This is a genomic window from Mycobacterium venezuelense, assembly GCF_054919535.1.
In genome coordinates this window covers 1-19,583 of the sequence record NZ_JBONDW010000001.1, presented here as the reverse complement: position 1 = coordinate 19,583, position 19,583 = coordinate 1, and the positions used below count along the sequence as shown (strand labels likewise).

Annotated in this window: 9 protein-coding genes and 1 pseudogene; 9 read left to right on the top strand and 1 reads right to left on the bottom strand. The window is 60.9% G+C overall.

Features of this window, described 5'->3' with window-relative positions:
- Positions 1 to 342: 342 nt before the first annotated feature.
- Positions 343 to 771, bottom strand: coding sequence for an Ltp family lipoprotein (locus tag ACRCUN_RS00050; RefSeq protein WP_462139629.1), 429 nt, complete (start codon positions 769 to 771; stop codon positions 343 to 345).
- Between the two features lie 117 nt (positions 772 to 888).
- On the opposite strand from ACRCUN_RS00050, the pseudogene ACRCUN_RS00045 reads away from it, so the two are divergent.
- From ACRCUN_RS00045 to ACRCUN_RS00005, 9 genes and pseudogenes are all read left to right on the top strand, one after another.
- Positions 889 to 1,376 (top strand): annotated as a pseudogene (locus tag ACRCUN_RS00045) (Mut7-C RNAse domain-containing protein); the annotation flags it as partial.
- Between the two features lie 132 nt (positions 1,377 to 1,508).
- Entirely contained in the window at positions 1,509 to 1,823 is a 315-nt protein-coding gene (locus ACRCUN_RS00040; protein WP_462139628.1) for a hypothetical protein, read from the top strand.
- Between the two features lie 1,112 nt (positions 1,824 to 2,935).
- Entirely contained in the window at positions 2,936 to 8,110 is a 5,175-nt protein-coding gene (locus tag ACRCUN_RS00035) for a PDDEXK-like endonuclease domain-containing protein (RefSeq protein ID WP_462139627.1), read from the top strand.
- A 260-nt stretch (positions 8,111 to 8,370) separates the two neighbouring features.
- Positions 8,371 to 11,436 carry a BPTD_3080 family restriction endonuclease gene (locus ACRCUN_RS00030; RefSeq protein ID WP_462139626.1) on the top strand — a complete coding sequence of 1,022 codons (3,066 nt, stop codon included), beginning with the start codon at positions 8,371 to 8,373 and terminating at the stop codon, positions 11,434 to 11,436.
- Positions 11,426 to 14,131, top strand: coding sequence for a site-specific DNA-methyltransferase (locus ACRCUN_RS00025; RefSeq protein WP_462139625.1), 2,706 nt, complete (start codon positions 11,426 to 11,428; stop codon positions 14,129 to 14,131). The genes ACRCUN_RS00030 and ACRCUN_RS00025 overlap by 11 nt, the downstream gene beginning before the upstream one ends.
- Before the next feature lie 3 nt (positions 14,132 to 14,134).
- Positions 14,135 to 15,283, top strand: a complete 1,149-nt coding sequence (locus tag ACRCUN_RS00020; protein ID WP_462139624.1) for a YaaC family protein — start codon at positions 14,135 to 14,137, stop codon at positions 15,281 to 15,283.
- 6 nt (positions 15,284 to 15,289) lie between these two features.
- A complete protein-coding gene (locus ACRCUN_RS00015) occupies positions 15,290 to 18,094 on the top strand; it encodes an ATP-dependent helicase (protein WP_462139623.1) in 2,805 nt (934 codons plus the stop codon).
- A 506-nt stretch (positions 18,095 to 18,600) separates the two neighbouring features.
- Entirely contained in the window at positions 18,601 to 19,356 is a 756-nt protein-coding gene (locus ACRCUN_RS00010; RefSeq protein ID WP_462139622.1) for a DUF8548 family protein, read from the top strand.
- Positions 19,353 to 19,583, top strand: a 231-nt coding sequence (locus tag ACRCUN_RS00005) for a DUF6361 family protein (RefSeq protein ID WP_462139621.1), incomplete at its 3' end; no start/stop codon positions are given. The genes ACRCUN_RS00010 and ACRCUN_RS00005, both read left to right, overlap by 4 nt.

Below are 19,583 nucleotides of genomic sequence, written 5' to 3'. Positions count from 1 at the left end.
TGGCCGTCTGGTGCTGGTCGCTGGCCTGCTCGACAGCTAAGGCACCCATCCCCAAGCTGTCCGAGCTCAATTCCGTGATGGCTTCAGGGCCTCGTGGTGACACACGACCACTCCGTGAGTAAACACATTGGCCCGCAACGTAATAACTATCCGCCCAGGCACGCGACCCACTCCGGCAGAGCAGTCGCATGCGCCACCCAATCTGCATCTCAGACTGGACCCTCGGGTCGAACTACAGCGACGCGCTCGCCGTCGAGAACTCAGCTTGGCAACGAAGCGGGCGCGACGACGACGGTCAGGGCGCCCGCTTCCCCTGCCACACTTGACAAGGTGATCTACATATCAGAGCCCGGCTGCGGTTACTCCGTATGCAGCCTGTGCTGGGGTGAAGCCGTCGTACGCGAGCTGGTCGAGGAGTGCGCCACGGGAGAAGGCTGAGAAGTTGAGGTATTGCTCTGCCGCCTTTGCCGCCTGCTCGTTCCAGTCAACATTGATGTGGTCGACGGCGAATGTTGCGTCGTCGGTGGAGAACTCATCGTATTCCAATTGTTGGATGAGCCCCTGGCGGGAGAAGGCGCTGAAGTCGAGGTATTGCTCTGCCGCGCGCACAGCGTTCTGTCGACTCACCGGGCTGAGGGGAAACGCGGGTTCAAAACTGAAGCCGCTTACCTGTTTATCCGGTTGGGTGGCGGCTTGTGCCCCGCCGGCGGCGACACCGCTGACCGCCACGAGCGCGGTCGCGAGGAGGACGGTGAGATGCTTCATATTCATGTCGGTTCCTTTGTCTGGTGCCCGGTACCCATGCCGGGCGAACAGGCGAACGTATAGGGAGCCACCGACAAGTCCGCGAGCGTTGCCGCCGGTGGTGTCAAGGGGAACGACGGCCTTATGACCGACTACGTGGAGGTCCGGGGATATGCCGAGCTCAACGACTTCTTGCGGTCGGATTCGCACGGTCAGACGGCGAGAGGTCCATTCCGACCGCATCAGACGGTCAAGGACGTTTTGGAAGCGATGGGCATTCCACATACCGAGGTCGATCTCATTCTGGTGAACGGGGATCCCTCGGACTTCGCCCATCGGCCGACGCGGGGACCGCATCGCTGCGTGGACCGCGCTTTGTCGTCGATGTCAACCTGGGGAGTCTCGCGCGGCTGCTGCGATTGCTCGGATTCGACGTGTGGTGGTCGCACGACGCTGACGACGCGACGTTGGCCGGTGTCAGTCGGGAGCAGCGTCGGATCCTGCTCACCCGAGACCGCAACCTGCTGAAGCGTCGCGCCATCACCCATGGCCTGTTCATCCGATCGGACCAACCAGAAGAGCAGACGCTGGAGGTGATCCGGCGCCTGGGCGTTCAACAACATTTGGCGCCGCAGGTCAAGCGGTTGTGTGAGCGACTCTGATCCTGGCCCGCATGTCAGGGCGGTGGCCGAAGATCTTGATATTCAAGACTTGTCGGTGCCTCGTGTGACGATGCGCGGTTCACTTCAGACCAGGAGGTTGTGATGAAAAGTGTGTTGGTGGCCGCGGTCGCGCTGGGCATGGCTGTCGCGCTGAGCCCGGTGGCGTCCGCGGAGTCGACATGGACGATGCCGAACCTGATCGGTAAGGATCTGCAGGGCGCGCAGGATGGGATCCAGTCGCTGACCGGCGGTGAGGTGTGGTTCAGCAGCTCCACCGATCTGACCGGGCAGGGCCGGGCGCAGATCAGCGACCGCAACTGGCAGGTGTGCAGTTCGACGCCGCCGCCCGGGGCGACATTCACCGTGAGCACCGAGATCGACTTCGGGGTGGTGCGGGTTTCGGAGGACTGTCCCTGACGGTGATTTCGCCGCCGGCCCGCCTGCGTGGCGGGCCGGCTCGGCCATTTGAGCTTGGGCGAAAGTGCACGGCTCGTCGGAGTCTCTATTTATCCTCACGGCATGGCCAGTGAGGGATCGGGTGACTCGTTTTTCGGAGCGTTGTCGAAGGCGCGGATTCCCATGGAAAACCACGAGTTCATCCGGAAATTCACTTCTGCCCTCGGCATTGCCGAGTTCCGCGCAGTCGAAACAGCTGACCGACCGTACGTCATTGCGACCAGACGCGACGGCCTTCGAGATCTCCACATCTTCTACGGATATACGAACGGGTTCGTTTCCGAAGATGAGATCGTCCGCGTCGCGGGCCGTGGTGTCGGGCGTGCACCCAGTTCGCGGAATGGGACGTGGTACGTGGAGCATCCGGTGACCCGGGTGCACCGAGGAAGCGAGCGGTCCCGCGATGTCCGACGCGCAGCGGGTTTTGTAGATGTGGAATGCAGTTATCGGTTAGCGGCGTCTGCGGGAGCTGCGACTAGCGGTCAGCGATCCACGCAACGTTCGCGGAGGATGTCAAGTGAGCCGGGGACTCCTCGCCCGGGAACGGGGTTCCATTTGCATGAGCGGGGTTCGGCTATCTCGACGATTATCTGTTCATAGCTCAGTCTGGTTGCGTTGAGTACCGCCGCGGAGGTGTACGCGGGCCGTTGTGGCGTGAGAGGGTGTCGTGAGCACAACTACCCATTAGTAGCTGAGGTGTGAAACTGCATCCGCCAGCAGAAGCTCATAGTTAACACTCAACCGACTAGCATCGTCTCTAGTAAATGGCCCATCCACCCGGATCTGCGCGCCCCTTGCGCGCTACTTCGTGGCGTTCAGATGCACTGGACTGTATGAGGTTACGACCGAAGCTGAGCTTAGGCGCCGATCCCGGACCGCTGTAAGTCGATATCAGTATGGCGGCGAAGAGCTGCGGAATTGGCGAACCCGAGGCGGTAAATTCTGTACGACGACCTGGGTGTGTGCTGAATTGTCGGACCCAGGGTCCATAATCATCCGTAATTTACGGAGGCGCCGGATAACATCTCGTGCGTTGCCCGTAATCGGGCATCTGTCATGAAGGAGTACGCGCTATGACCGCTGTGCAAGAAACCGACAACGAGCGTTTGGTGCGTCGCGCGGTCAACCTCTTCACTTTCCTTGGCCGGACCCAGCAGCTGCTTGTCAAGCCGGTGCGCACGGTTGACAAGTTTGAAGCCGCGATGTGGTTCGGCGACCTGCCAGACCATGAGGCAGTCCATTCGGCGCACCGGGTCGCCGAGCTCACGCCCGATGCGCCGCTACTCACCGTGGACCGGGTGGCCAAGCTGGACCCGCCGCCGCTGCCGCTTGAGCTGGTCGCCTGGGTCGACGGCGGTATCGACGACGCCGAGAAGGAGCCGACGCTTCACGAGGCGATCTTTCGTGTGGAACCGGTCCCAGCCGAGGAACACGGCGACGACGAGTCCGAAGTAGTAAACCGCCGGATCGAGCTTGGCGAGCATCCCGAGATTAGCGAGACCTTCGAAAACTGGCTGACCGATTGGCGGCTGTGGGCCGAGAGGGAACGTCGCGACGCCGTGGTGCGCGACATCTACAAGGACCTTTTCGCCGTCCACTTGAAAGCAACCGATCACAGCGAAGAGTTCGAGCTCATCCTCGGCGTGGGCTGTCTGACCTGGCGGCCCGAGGAACATGAGCAGGTGCAGCGCCACGTCGCGACCGCACCTGTGACAATCGCCTTCGACGAGAACTCCGGACGCCTGACCATCACCCAGGCGAGCGCGCCGGACGCGGTCACCATCGAGCTGGACATGCTCGACCCGGCCCTGATCTCCAGCCCAGCCAAGATGGACGAGATCAAGGCGCTGGCGGCCGAATACGACGGGCATCTGCTCGATCAGCCGGCGATCGGGGAGATCTGCCGCCGTCTGATCCACCGCCTCGACGCCGACGCCGAGTACGACGAAGAGGCCGTGCAGGCACCGTACGGCACGAGCCCCCGCGGAGCCTTCGCCCCGGCGATCATCCTGCGGCGGCGCACCAACCGCGGCATGGTGCAGATCTACGAGCAGATCGTCGCGCAGATTCAGAAAGCGGGTGAGGTACCGAAAGGCATCCTCCCGCTGATCGACCCCGATCGCCAACCCGAATCAGCCCCGATGCAAGACGTCCAAGGTGCCGTGGTCACCATCGATGACGAAGACTTCCTGCCACTGCCCGTCAACGACAAGCAGCGCCAGATCATCGAACGCGTCGACAGCCGCGCCCAAACCGTGGTGCAGGGCCCTCCCGGCACCGGAAAAACCCACACCGCAGCGGCTTTGGTGTCGCACTTGCTGGCCCAGGGCAAACGGGTGCTGATCACTGCGCAAACCGACCGCGCCCTCAAAGAGGTCCGCGCCAAGCTGCCCCGCGAGATTCAATCGCTGGCCGTCGCGGTCATCGGCCAGTCCCGCTCCGACATGGCCGACCTGCGCACCGCGGTCGACAACATCTCCCGACGCGCCGACGATTTCGACCCCGCCGAATCGCAGCGATCGATCGCGCGGCACCTGGCCAAGATCGACGACCTGCGCCGGCAGCGGGCTGAGCTCCGCAACCGCCTGCTCATAGTCCGACAGCAGGAGGTGGAACCGCGTACGGATGGCCCCGTCCAGGGCACCCTGGCTGCCATCGCCTACGACCATCTGCAGCGCGAGGCCGACTACGAGTGGATTCGAGCCTTCGAAGTCGACCCGACCGGTGCCGGGACATCAGTGTCCACCAACGAGATTCAGCGGTGGCGTGTCGTGCTGCTCGATGACAACGTGACCGCGAACGAACCGGAGGCCACGTCCACGCTGCCGGTCGCCGCCTCGTTGGCGACGCCGGAGGATTTTGCCAACCTGGTTGCCGGCGAACAGCAGGCCGCGGTGCGCAAGGACCAGTACGGCGAATTGATCGCCCACGAGTCGTTCGGATTCGTCCGATCCTTGACCACTGAACTGCGAGATCAGTTGCGCGCCCGGGTGTCCAATCTAGCGGAGCAGGCAAGCAACCTTGAGCGCCGTCACGAATCGTGGATGAACGACGCGCTGCATGATGTACGCAGCGGGCGCCAACAAGCCTGGTTGGCGCGGTCAGCGCAGGTGAAGTCCCTGGCCGCAACCGCTGCGGCGCTTACCCAGCAGATCGGGCCTACCACCTCGGTGGTGGTCTCTGGCGGGGACTTCGGCGTGCATCAGCAGGTTGCGAAATCCCTTTTCGCGCATATCGAGTCGGGCAACGTCATCAAGACTCGGCCGGACGGCTCGCCGAAGATCGGTGCCTTCACCTCCAAGACGGTGAAGCTTGCGGAACCGTTCTTTTCCGCGGTCAAGATCAATGACCTGCCCGCGACCACCAAGGAACAGTTGGCCATCTTTGTCGCTTGGGTCGACGCCAGCCGCGCCGTGTACGCGCTGGATCAGGCGTGGCCGGCCAACGTCGTGATTCCCGATGAAGACACCTTCGACGAGAAGATCCAGTGGCATGTCACCGAGGTGGCCCAGCTGGACAAGGTCCTGGCCCTGGGCGATCAGCTCGAGGTTGAGCGGCAGTGGTTCCAGGCCAACAACCTGCCGGTGCCGGACTGGAACAACCTCGAAGATATTCGCCGCTACGCCGACCTGGTGGAAGCCGCCGCCGCGGCCGACGACGCGGTGGCCGCAGCCACGCCGGTGGAACGGCTGCACGGCTATCTGCGCACCCAGGCGCAGCTGCCCACCCCACCGGCCATCACGCTCGAGCTCCTGAACGCGCTGTGTGACCGCGACGTCGACGCCTATGCCGCCGCACACGCGCGCTTGCACCACCTGTACGCCGTGGCGCAGGCGGTCGCCGATCGTGACCGAATCCGGCGCGAGCTGGATCGATCCGCCCCGGTGGTCGCCCGCGAGATCGCCGCCAATCCCTCAGCAGCGGAATGGGATTCCCGGCTGGGCACCTATGAGCAGGCGTGGCAGTGGGAGATGACCGGGCGCTGGATCCTGGCCCAGGACAGCGAGGACGCGAACGCGCTGAAGGTCAGCCTGAACGCGGTCGAAGACCAGATCCGCAACGAGGTCGAGCATTTGGCGGCCGAGCGGGCCTGGGGACATGCCGTTGCGCCCGACCGGCTCACCGGAGCGGCGCGGGCCAACCTCACCCAGTACGCGCAGTTGGTGTCGCGGCTCGGCAAGGGGACCGGCAAATATGCCGCCAAGCAGCGGGTCGCGATCGCCGAGGCGATGGACCGGTGCCGGCCGTCGGTGCCGGTGTGGATCATGCCGGTGTACCGCATCGCCGAGCAGGTGCGTGTCGAGCCCAACCTGTACGACGTCGTGATCGTCGACGAGGCGTCACAGGCAGGGCTGGAGGCGTCGTTCCTGCAGTACCTGGCGCCCAAGATGGTGGTGATCGGTGACGACAAGCAGGTGTCGCCGTCTGCGGTTGGCGTGGATCAACAGCAGCTGCGGGATCTGGCCAACATGTATCTCAGCGACGACCCATACCGGGAGTCGTGGCTTGACCCCAAGCGCAGCTACTTTGACGAGGCCAACATGCGGTTCGGCGGGCGGATCACCCTGACCGAGCACCGTCGTTGCGTGCCCGAGATCATCGGCTTCTCCAACCGCATCGCCTATGAGCCCGAAGGCATTCGGCTGGTCCCGGTGCGCCAGTTCGGTGCCGAGCGGCTCGACCCGATCAAAGTGGTGTACCTGGCCGAGGGGTACGAGGCGCCCAACAAGACCAACCCGGTCGAAGCCGAGGCGATTGTCGACCAGATCCGCAAGTGCTTGGCCGAACCGCAATACGACGGCGCCACCTTTGGGGTCATCTCGCTGCTGGGCAAGGAACAGGCCAAGCTGATCGAAAGCAAGCTGCTGGATGCGGTGCCGCCGGAGGAGTGGGCCGCCCGGGAGCTGCGCTGCGGCGACGCCTCGGACTTCCAGGGCTCCGAACGGGACGTCATGTTCCTGTCCATGGTCAAGGCGCCCGAGGAGGGCAAGCGCATGGGCGTGCTGACCCAGGCGCAGTACGTGCAGCGGTTCAACGTCGCCGCCTCGCGCGCGAAAGACCAGATGTGGGTTTACCATTCGATGCCGCGCGAGGCGTTGACCAACTCTGAGTGCGTGCGCTTCCAGCTGCTCGATTACTGCTACGGCACCGCCAGCCGGCTGCACAACGAGGGCGACGGTGCGGTGAGCACGGTGGTGCCCGAGGATGTGCGGGTACCTCCGTTCGACTCGCTGTTTGAGCAGCGCGTGTTCAACCGGCTCATCGACCGCGGATACACCGTGGTTCCGCAGATGGAAGCGATGGGCTACCGCATCGATATGGTGGTCACCGGGGCTACAGGTCGGCTCGCGATCGAATGCGACGGCGACTTCTGGCATGGCCCAGAGCAATACGAGGCGGATCTCGCCAGGCAGCGTGAACTGGAACGGTGTGGTTGGGAGTTCCATCGGATCCGTGAGTCGGTTTTCTACGCCGACATGCCTGGCACCTTGCAGGGGCTTTGGGGCACGCTCGATGAGCTCGATATTCGGACTGCAGACTGGATCGACTCGAGCGTCGACGAAGACGAGCCCGACGGCTCCGATGATGAGATCGATGACGATGAGCAGCACGACGACACAGGACTAGACGTAACTGTGCCTGTGGTGACGGACCGAGTTGACGTCGCATTCATCGCGGATGACGACGAGCTTGATGTCACTGACAACGAACGCGATAGGGGAGTGCTCGCGGCCTACACCGCGTTCAACGAAGCCCTGCCGCCGATCCAGGGCACGTCACTGCCAACGTTGGTGGCCAACGTTGTTCGCATCGTCGAAGTCGAAGGCCCCGTGCTCGGGCATCGTCTACACGATGCGTACCGGATTGCCTACGGCGGTCAGCGCGTCGGCAAAGAGATTGCACGGCAATTTAACCGGGCTATCCAAACCGCGGTGCGGCGGGGTCTGATCGTTGCCGACAACCCGCTCAACCAGCCTGGAGTCAAGCCCAAGACGTTCCGGCTGCCGACTCAACTCGAGGTCGTTCCGCGGCGACTTGGGCCACGCACGCTAGGCCTGGTGCCGCCTGCGGAGTTGGCCGCACACCTTGCCCAGTTCGCGGAAGTCTATGACTACTCCGAGGATGAGTTATTCCGCGAGGTCCTAGCTTTGTTGGGCCTGAAACGACTGACAGAGCCGGCAAGGGCAGTGCTGAATGAGGCGTTGGGGTTGGTGCCCGGGGCCGAGCGCACAGAGCTGGAAGGGTGAGCGGAAGTGTGTGCGTCTAACAGCCGTACCTCGAGTATCCAGGCAGCTAAACAGCGCGTTGTCCCGCACAGGCACTCTGCCGGATTGGACGAAAGCCGGCGCGGTCTGCGATACGAGTCGGTGACAGACCTGACTTGTCGAGGGAGCAGAAATGCTCGAATACGGCCGGTTGTTCGCGTTAGCCTGCCAGTCGTCAATAGGCGCGCGTTGGGAGAAGGTTACGAGATGGGTAGCACGGCTTGGGGTCGTTGGAGGGTGTCGTGACACACGCGATTGATAATCCAATCCTGAATTCGCCATACGAGCCACCGGACCGTTACTACGCGATCGGGCCGAGCGGTCCGACCGGTGAAATCAAGGAAGGCCGTCGTCCGAGCGAGTCGTTTATCCCGCTTGCTGCGACCAAGAAAGGGAAAGGCGCACAGCAGCAGGCATTCGACTTCGACGCGACGAAAGAGCGGCGCGAGAAGAACAGTCTGATCAACGACATTCGGCGCGACGTTGATAAATGGCGTCGTGACGGGCAGTACGCTGGTGTGACGCCAATTTCGCGAAAGCTTCTGCAGCACTGGGCCGACCCTTCGCGGGAGAATCGCATCATCTTTGCTCAGCGTGAGGCCGCCGAGACGGCGATCTTCTTGACGGAGGTTGCCGGGCGGCTATCGCCGTACGCAGACTGGCGGAAGCGGCTCGAACCCGAGAACGACGCGCACAACAACGGCTTGCCGCGGGCCGCTCTCAAGATGGCGACCGGTTCGGGAAAAACAATCGTGATGGGAATGCTCATTGCCTGGCAGACCTTAAATAAGCTGTACTACCCCCGTGACGCGCGGTTCACCAATCGGTTCCTGATAGTCGCGCCCGGCATCACGATCCGCGACCGTCTGAGGGTCCTGCTCCCGGAGGATTCGGAGAACTACTACGACCTGCGCGACCTGCTGCCGACCGATCTCAAGGGCGGCCTGGACAGCGCACGCATAGTCATCACGAACTACCACTCATTCCTTCTGAAGGACGCGAAGGAGATCAAGGGCATCGCCAAGAATACTCGGTTGCTGCTCAAAGGGGACCGAAAAGATGACCCGTTCAAGGAATCTCCGAAGGCTATGGTCAGCCGAGTGCTGCGGGATCTCGGCGCGGACAAGCAACAGATCATGGTGCTCAACGACGAAGCGCACCATTGCTATTTGGCCAAGCCGATCCAAGCCGGTGAGAAGCGCGATAAGGAACAGAACGAAGAAAACGAGCAGGCGGGCGTTTGGTTTTCGGGCCTCCGTGCCATCGCCAAACATGTAGGTATAAAGCAGATATGGGATTTGTCGGCGACCCCGTTTTATCTCTCCGGGAGTGGCTACAACGAGGGCTACATCTTCCCGTGGACGGTCAGCGATTTCTCGCTCATGGATGCTATCGAGTCTGGGATCGTCAAAGTTCCGCGTACACCGGTTGACGACGACGCCGAAGACGAACTCGTGACCTATCTGCGGTTGTGGGACCACGTCGGACAGCTCCTGCCGAAGCGGGCCGCGAAAGGCTCCGTTTCGGATTGGCTGCCGCCCAAGGAACTGGAAGGTGCTCTTCGCAGTCTGTACCGCAGCTACGAGCGGGCGTACGAGCATTGGGAAAAAGTGCTCAAGCCGTATGGTGAGACTCCTCCAGTCTTCATCGTTGTCTGCCCCAATACTGTGGTCAGCAAGCTCGTCTACGACTGGATCGCAGGCGAGACGGTCGTCGAGGGTGATGAGGTCGTAGCGCACAGGCCTGGAAACCTTCCGCTGTTTAGCAACGTACTTGACGGACAGCCAGTAGCCCGCCCATTCAGCATCCTTGTCGATTCCGCACAGCTCGAGTCGGGCGAGGCGCTCAAGGATGATTTCAAAAAGGCCGCCGGGCTGGAAATTGCCAAGTTTAAAGCGGAGTACCGTCAACGGAATCCGGGCGCAGACGTCGACAAGCTGACCGACGAAGACCTTCTCCGCGAAGTCATGAACACTGTCGGCAAAAAGGGCAAGCTTGGCGCCGATGTTCGCTGCGTCGTGAGTGTTTCGATGCTTACCGAAGGCTGGGACGCCAACACCGTCACCCATATCCTCGGGCTTCGTGCGTTCGGTAGCCAGCTGCTGTGCGAGCAGGTTGTTGGTCGGGGGTTGCGTCGGCGTAACTACGCAGCTAACGACGACGGATACTTCGAGCCCGAGTACGCCAACGTCTATGGAATCCCTTTCCAGTTCATCTCCAGCGACAAACCAGTCGTCGATCCTGCGCCGCCGAAGCCGTCGATCGAGGTGCGGGCACTAGAAGGCCGGGAGCATTTGCGGATCACGTTTCCGAAGCTCGATGGCTACCGAGTCGAGCTGCCCGACGAAGAGATTTGGCTTGACCTCGAGGCTGCGCCGGTATTCGAGATCGGCCCCAACACAGTCCCTACATGGGTCGAGATGGGTGGTGTCGTCGGACAGAAGGAGCTAGAGGAAGGAGATCCGACACAGTACCGACCGCAGCAGGTGGCATTCGCGCTTGCCAAACGCATCCTCGACGAGCGGTTCAACGCAGCAAACGACAAGCGCCCGTGGCTGTTTCCACGGCTGGTCACAATCTGCAGGGACTGGATCGACCAACGTGTAGTAATCAGGGGTGGTTACAACCTCGGTTATTTGATGACAATCACTGAGGCACGCGTCCTCGCGGCCGAACAGGTCTGGAACGCCATCATGAGACAGGTCGGAAACCGGCATGAGCGACTTCGTCCGATGATTAATCGTTTTGACCCCCAAGGGTCCACGGGTGAAGTCGACTTTGTCACCCGCAAGCGTGTAGTCACGGCCGAGAAGTCAGAGGTCTCGCATGTCACCCTCGACGGAAAAGATGGCAACACCTGGGAACAGCTACTCGCAAGCGAGTTGGAGCTGAACAAGAACGTCCATGCGTATGTGAAGAACGACCACCTCGGGTTCGCAATCCCGTACGTCCACAAGGGCCGCAGCCACTCGTACGTTCCGGACTTCTTGGTGCGGTTGATCAAGCAGGACGAATCTGATGTCGAACGGACGTTGATTATCGAGGTTTCTGGGAGTCAGAAGAGCGCGCACAGCCCAGGCGGACCAGAACAGAAGGCGACGACGGCCCGCGACTCGTGGTGCGTGGCGGTAAACAACCATGGCGGATATGGCCGCTGGGGCTATACCGAGATGACGGACCCCAACAAATTCAAAGTCCTTATCGCAGAAGCCATTCAGACTATGTATGGCGATGCGCCGATCATTGGCGACCCCGACCTTCTGGATTTCAACGAGACTGGTAGCGATAGGAGTGCTCGTGGCGCGTAAGACTCCCAATGGCCCGACTACGGTCGGCTCCATCACCCATGACGAGAAGCGGACCAACATTCCGACAGCGGACTCGATCGACTTTCACGACAGCGCTGTCTTGGAAGAGGTTCGTCAAGTGAGGTATTCCCGCGATGAATCGCTCGATCCACAACTGGTTTGGCGTGGCAAGTACCCCTCCGAGGAGCTTGTCAGTGACTTCGATAATGATCTGATCACCGACGCGCCGCCGATTTACATTCAGGAGAAGATCGATCCTCGGGTGATTATTGAAAACCTCCGACGGACTGCCGAATCGCCCGAAGGCGAGCCGGAGTTGACGCTGTTCGACTCGTTTGACGGGCTCGACGATCTTCAGCAAGTCGAGTTCTACGAGCACGATGCTAACTGGTCTAACCGGATGATCCTTGGCGACAGCCTTCAGGTGATGGCATCGCTCGCCGACCGAGAGAAGCTCCGTGGCAAGGTGCAGATGGTCTACATCGACCCGCCGTATGGCATCAAGTTCGGATCGAACTGGCAGGTCTCGACAAGGAAGCGCGACATCAAGGACGGCAAACTCCAAGACGCCGTTCGTGAGGCGGAGCAGGTCAAAGCGTTCCGTGACACGTGGGAACTTGGTATCCACTCCTATCTTTCTTACCTTCGTGATCGACTCGTTGCTGCGCGAGACCTGTTGACTGAGTCTGGATCGTGCTTTGTGCAGATCGGCGACGAGAACGTACATCTCGTACGCGCGTTGATGGATGAGGTCTTCGGCCCGGACAACTTCTTAGGCGCGATCAACTACTTCACGACGAGTGGGAGATCGTCAGACTTTCTTGATCTCGTGAGCGACTCCATTATCTGGTATGCGAAGGATCGAGAGAGCGCAAAGTACCGACCTCTGTGGAAACCTCGTGCAGAACGAACACTGCGGGAGCAGTACACGCGTCTACGCTTACCGGACGGGACGCATAGGACCTCGACGCCCGCCGAGCGCGCTGGCACGTCTGATTTGCCTGCTGGGGCTGAGTTCTATATGCCTGGTGATATGTCATCCTCCGGTGCGAACGACGACACCGGTCCTTATATCTTCGAGGGCAAGGCTTACGACATCGCACCTACAACGCACTGGAAGACCAATAAGGCGGGTCGAGACAGACTCACGTGGGCAGACCGCCTAGTCCCCGTGGGTGCCCGTCTCCGATATGTAAGACTTGCCTCCGACTTTCCGTGGGCGCCATACACGAACCTCTGGGACGACACCGTGATCAGCGGTTATTCCGATCCAAAGACGTATGTCGTTCAGACATCACCGAAGGTGATTGAGCGGTGCATGTTGATGTGCACGGACCCGGGCGATCTAGTCCTCGACCCCACCTGTGGCTCTGGGACGACTGCATTCGTAGCCGAGGGGTGGGGGCGTCGGTGGATCACTATTGACACATCACGCGTGGCGTTGGCTCTGGCGCGCCAACGTGTGATGGGTTCACGATATCGCTGGTTCCTACTTGCCGACAGCCTCGAAGGCTACAAGAAGGAACAGTCATTGACAGCTCACACGCTGCCAAGATCCGAGTTCGGCAATGACATTCGCCATGGGTTCGTTTACGACCGCGTCCAGCACATCACATTGAAGTCGATCGCGAACAATCCTGATATCCGCGAAGGTATGACTCGCGCACAGATCGACGCCGCGATTAAGAGACACGCCGACTTTAGGCTCCTCTACGACAGGCCCTTCGAGGATCCAAAGAAGGCTCGTGTCGCAGGTCCATTCACGGTCGAGTCGCTCAGCCCGCATCGCGCGGTGTCTTTCCGGGACTGCACGGAGCCGGCGTCCGAGGCGGATGCTGCTAACGATCCACGGTCCCCGACCTTTGAGCAGTCTATCCTCGAGAATCTTGCCAAAGCGGGTATTCAGAACGGAACTAGGTCGGAGCGAATCAAATTCGCGGCATTCGAGACTTACGCCGGTTCCTACGTTCAGGCGATCGGCGAGCAGATCGAGAGCGGTGCGCATGCCCGCCCCACCCAAGTTGGTATCGCGATCGGCCCGCAGTACGGAACCGTGAGCGCCGCGTACGTGAGGAACGCCGCCAAGGAGGCGATCCAGGCTGACAATATCGATCTGCTGTGCATTCTTGGATTTGCCTTCGACCCCAACGTCACCAATGTTACCGAGGAGGATGGAGTCACCGTCCAGGCTTCCGATGAGGGTTTTGCTCAGGTCGAGGGCGCACGTTTGCTTGGGAAGCTGCCGGTATTGATGGTTCGGATGAATTCAGACCTGCTCATGGGGGAAGAGCTCAAGAAGACTGGGGCTGGAAACCTTTTCACCGTATTCGGTGAGCCTGACATTGAAATTGCGAAGACTGCCGATGGTTATGTTGTCGACCTCAAAGGCGTCGACATTTATGACCCGACAACCGGAGAAGTGCGGAGCAACGACACCAGCCAGATTGCACTGTGGATGATCGACACCGACTACAACGGCGAATCGTTCTTCGTTCGTCACTGCTACTTCACTGGCGGTAATGACCCCTACAAACGGCTTAAAACTGCGCTCAAGGCGGACATCAACGAGGACGCGTGGGAATCGTTGTACCAGACAGTATCTCGCCCCTTTCCTGCGCCGTCTGCGGGCAACAAGATCGCCGTCAAAGTCATCAACGACTATGGCGATGAGGTAATGAAGGTCTTCGCGGTCTGAGCGATGGGACATTCGATGCCGCTGCCCTTTGGGCGCCCGCATGATGCACGCGACGGAACGTCCATCTCAGTTACCGGACGGCCCGTTGTGGCCGGCATCGGCTCCCATCCGCGATACCTATCACCGCGTGCCAGTTCGGCAGACCTATGGTCGTCGGTCGAGGCTGCCGCCACGGCCGACGGTCTGACGCGGCTAGGCAAGCTTCACGCTGCCACGCATAATCGCTCAGCCGGCCGGCGATTGGTTGCCTACGTCCATCAGGCGCGCCAGTACTACGACGTCATCGCAAGTCTGGACCCAGCCACGAAGCCTCTTCCGGCGTATTACTTTGCCTTGAACCTGACTAAGGCCTACTTGACTCTGGTTGCCCCCCCTGCGACGGCACCGGCGAAGGTGTCTCACGGGGCATCAGATTCCTCGACCCCTGGGCAGAGATATCGGTTCACGCAGGAGCACGCGAAAGTGTCCCAAAACGGGGTACTGCGGATGCTTGCTGCCAGGACTGGCCAGGGTTTCTGCTGGCCGAGTGGCGCGAGAATTCAGATCTCCCGCCTCGCAGCGTATCTCGTTGAGAGCGCTGATCTGTACAGCGATGCTTTCGGCACCAAACCAAAGTTGGTTCCAGTTGCTGCTACCGAGGTGCGTAGCGCCGGGGCAGCGAGATCCCGGATAGCTTGGCTGACGGTCGACATCTCGAGGATGGTGCTCGAAGAGCGCGGCTTAACTGCTCGTTCGATGCTAGGCCAGGCCGCCATCTTTGCTTCGCGGTTTCAATTGGTCCACGATAGCGCTAACGCTGACACATACACATTCGAATCCAATACCGCTATCTCCTACTCCCGTGTAGCGGACGTGCTGGTCCCGACACGACAGGAATTCGACCGGTCGCTTCTCCTTCGGGACCGTACCACCAAGGGTGGAATCGATCACGTAGTGCTGTCGTCGCACCCAGCGCTGCTCTCGCAGGAAGGCGTTACTTTCATCCTGCTGCACCATCTGAGCAACATGGTGCGCTACCGCCCGCAGCAGGTGGAAGCGCTTCGTGGCAGTTCGTATTGGTGGCTCTTCACCAGCTGGGTCGATCGGGCGTGTGAAAACTTCCTGCTCAGCATAGCCAGCCGCATGTCTCTCGATGAACATCTGATCCTCTGAGGCTTAATGACCACCTACACCACCGATCAGGCTGAGGCCATCGCGTGCCTTGACGAGCCGCTGCAGATCATTGCTTGCGCCGGGTCGGGGAAGACTCAGGTCATCTCCCAACGTGTCGCTGAGGTTCTGAAGCAGCCGGGCGTCGCTCCCCGCAATGTCATTGCGTTTACCTTTACAGAGAAGGCTGCGGCCGAGCTGAAGGAGCGTATTCATACAGTCCTAGAAGCCGAGGGGGTAAGTACACAGGGGATTGCCGCGATGTACGTCGGCACGATGCACGGCTATGCCCTGGACCTCGTGCAGCGCCTTGTACCGGAAACGTTCAAGTTCTCGGCCCTGACCGACATCACCAACCGCCTTTTCATCGACCGAAACAGTCGAAAATCTGGACTGACCGAGTGCCCGACGCTCTCGTCTGGAACACCGCACCTTCGTCGGTTCCTGCACTCGAAGTTGTATATGCAAGCAACGAGCGTCCTGAGAGAAGACACGGTCGATGAGGGCGAAGTTCCCGCTGGAGTACTCAAGGCGTATTGGGACTACATGACGCTGCTGTACGACCACTCGTACTTCGACTTCACCGAGATGATTAATCTCACAGTGCAACTCCTCGAAGGTGACCCCGAGGAGGACGCTGCCGCTGCCCTCGTCCAGCGGCATATTCGCGAGGACATCCGCTACGTCGTCGTTGACGAGTACCAAGATGTGAACCCATTGCAAGAGAGACTGATTCGCGGTCTTGTCCAGTTCAGCGCAAACCTCTGTGTTGTCGGGGACGACGACCAAACGATCTACCAGTGGCGAGGCAGCGAAGTTAGCAACATCCTCACCTTCGCGGACCGCTACGCCGGCGTCCGGCAGGTCACGCTCGACGACAACTTCCGATCCAGCGACGGAGTTGTCGAAGTCGGCCGTTCGGTGGCCGAACTCATCCCATATGGGGCGCGACTCCCCAAAGCAATGATTGCCTCTGGGCACCAGACATTCGACCGCGGCGACCTATTGGCGATTGACTTTGCCGACCCGGAGGCTGAGGCCGTCTGGATCTGCGATCGGGTTCAGACCATGCGCGGTGTCGCGTTCATCGATGGTCCCGGTCTCCCGCCGCGAGGCCTCTCTTGGTCCGACTGCGCTGTTCTCTTCCGGTCCGTCGCACGGGATGCTGGCCCTCTAGTCGATGAGCTACGACGTCGTGAAATCCCGTACGTCATCAAAGGATTGAACCGGCTGTTCGAAAGCCCAGAGATACAGGCGATTATCGGCGTTTTCAGCTATATGGTGGCCGAAATCGATGAGACCGCCTTGCGCGCGCTGTTTGACGATGCGTCGCTCGTGCCGACGGCTGGCGACTGGGCGGCGGCGATGACGGTTCTGGACGAGGGCCGCGATTTCGATCGCGGTGAGCGATGGGGTATCTACAACCTCCAGCGTCTCTACCTTGAGTTCCTTGAAGCGCTCACTCTCCGCGAGGACACGCTCCCCGGCGACCCAGCCCGTGCTGAACTCGTTTTTTACCAGCTTGGTAAATTCAGCCAGGCGATCTCTGACTTCGAAGCGATCTACTTCAACACCGACCCCGCCCAGAAGTACAAGGCGTTTGCCGACTGGCTGGAGTTCCAGGCGCCTGATTACTACGCCGACGTTGACGCCGATGTTGGTTACGCCGCGCCCGATGCAGTCGTAATCTCAACTGTTCACCAGGCCAAGGGGATGCAGTGGCCCGTGGTATTTGTCCCGTGCCTTCGTAACAATCGGTTCCCGGCGAAGCGGCAAGGTGGGCTGGGGCTTTTCCACGTCATCCCCGACACCGCGATAAGTAGCCCTGACCGCTACCGCGGAACTATTGAGGATGAGACGCGGCTGTTCTATGTCGCAGTAACGCGTGCACAGAAGTATCTGTTCATATCTTTCTCGCCGGTCGCATCGAATCGCTTGTACCGCAAGCGTTCCCCATTTTTTGACCATTGCGCGAGGCAACAATGGTTCCTCACCCGCGACCCCGGCGTCTCCGGAACGAAGCTTGAACCTCATCCAAAGCGCGAGCTGCCCAACGTCACACTGTCGTTCTCTGAGCTCAAGTACCTGTTCGAATGCCCGTATCAGTTCAAGCTTCGCTTCCTGTACGGCTTCAACCCGCCGCTGCACGAAGCGCTTGGATACGGAAAGGGTCTGCACGACGCCCTTGCTGAGGCGCATAAGCGTGCGATCAACGGTGATGTCGCGGGGCCCGACGAGGCGGTTGACCTCGTCGATCGACACCTCCACGCGCCATACGCGTACCCAGCGCTGAAGGACACGCTTCGCGCGGCCGCGATCAAGGCTGTCGAGCGCTACCTGAGGGAACATGAGAAGGATCTAGAACGCACGGTCCACAGCGAGAAGCAGGTCCAAGTTCACGTGGCGCCTGGAATCACCGTCGACGGCAGGATCGACCTCGTTCGCAAGCTCGACAGCAACGAACTCGCGATTGTCGACTTCAAGTCGACCGCTCGCGCCCAGGATGAGGACGTGACCCGCGACCAGCTCCATGTCTATGCGGTTGGCTACGAGGAATTAACGGGTGAGCGGGCGGATCTTGTCGAGGTTCTCAATCTCGATGAGCAGGGCAAGACGACTCGGGAGGTAGTTGACGACCCGTTACTCGTCGCCGTCCGCGGACGGATCAAAGACGCGGGAGATGCGCTTCGTGACAACAACCTTCCACGATTGCCTTTGTGGGATGACAAATGTTCAAAGTGCGATCTAGCTGAGTTGTGCCGCGAGATCCCGGCGAGCGAACGAAACGCCCGCCGGGTCGCGAGTGGGCGCTGAGCTGCCGAATGCTTCTCCCGATCGGTCGAGCAGACGAGCATTCGGTGGACTACCAAACGGGCCCCAATCGGACGGGTTAGACACCGACGGAAATAGATAGGAGCACAAATGGCAGTGCGGATCGGTCCTAATGACCCCCAGGCGCGTCGCGCCATGAGGGATGCCGAAAGGGATTGCAAAGCCGAATCCCAAGTAGACGACGACCTCCCCACCAGTCGCTTTCTGAGCCGCACTGAAGTGGCTGAATACCTCGGGTTGGCTGGCGTGAACTCCCTGTCTCGGATCAAGCTTCCTCCGCCGGATGCGCAAATCGGCTCTATTAAGGGTTGGCTGCCTTCCTCGATCGATCGGTGGAAACGTAATCGCCCAGGCCCGGGCTGGTGGAGTTCGAGGGCGTGACGCCGAAGTCAAGCGCCGGTTCGGTCGGAGACGGTAGGGGGCGAACATTGAACGCCTTCAGCGATCGCACGCTTGCGCGCAGCGTGGCCAGGTGTAAGGAGTGGGGCTTGGAAGATGTTGATCGGCTGTTGAGGGCGTGTGAGGTGCTGGGCAGCCCAGACCACTGGTTCAGGCCTGAGGGATATCACGACGGGCTGGCCCTCTGCATCATCGATTCGATCCAGTCGACCGGCTCCCACTACACGAGTGTTCGCAATGTCATCGGCCGCTACCGCCAACATCGGGGCGATGCAGCGACCACCGATGGGACGACGGAACTGCTCGCTACGTTCGATGCATGCGGCGGCGTTGACGGCTGGGCGTGCGTGATCGGCAACCACAAGCCGGCCTCGACCCGCAGGGGCGCCTCGTTGAAGGCTGCCATTATTCAACAGGTCGCGCGCAACCTTCATGATGACGGCCTCCGCACCACCGATGACCTGAGGGCCCGCGGCGCCCTGGAGCCCGGCAACGAGGCTCGACGACTGGCCACGAAAAAACTGTGGACCAGCGTCGAAGCGCAGTCGTCCGGCATTACCTGGAATTACGCGCTCATGCTCGCCGGGCTCCCGGGTGTCAAGGCAGACCGGATGGTTACCCGGTTTGTCAGTCGTGCACTCGACGGTGTGGAACTGTCACCGGAGGCCGCCGCGTCGGTTGTCCGTGAGGCGGCGCGGCAGATGGGCGTGCCTGCAACCGATCTCGATCACGCCATCTGGCGCAAAGAGTCGGGCCGGCGTGTGTCCGTCGATCCCGATGACGAGCAGCAGCCGGTCCTCGAAGAAGCCGACGACGCTGGGGACCGAGACCTCGACGCGCGATGACAGCCCTCATCGCATGGCTCGACGCGTCGAGCGAGGATCAGCGGCGGATGCGCGAAATCGTTAATCTGTTCAGCGAACGGGAGAGCCGCGATGAGCTTGGCATTGGCCAGGTCCGCGACGCACTGAGCGATTTGCTGTGGCCGGGCACCTCGACCCTGTTCACCCGTGCTCGGTACTTCCTGTTCATTCCATGGTGCTACCGCGCCGCCGCCGAGGTCTGCCGTGAC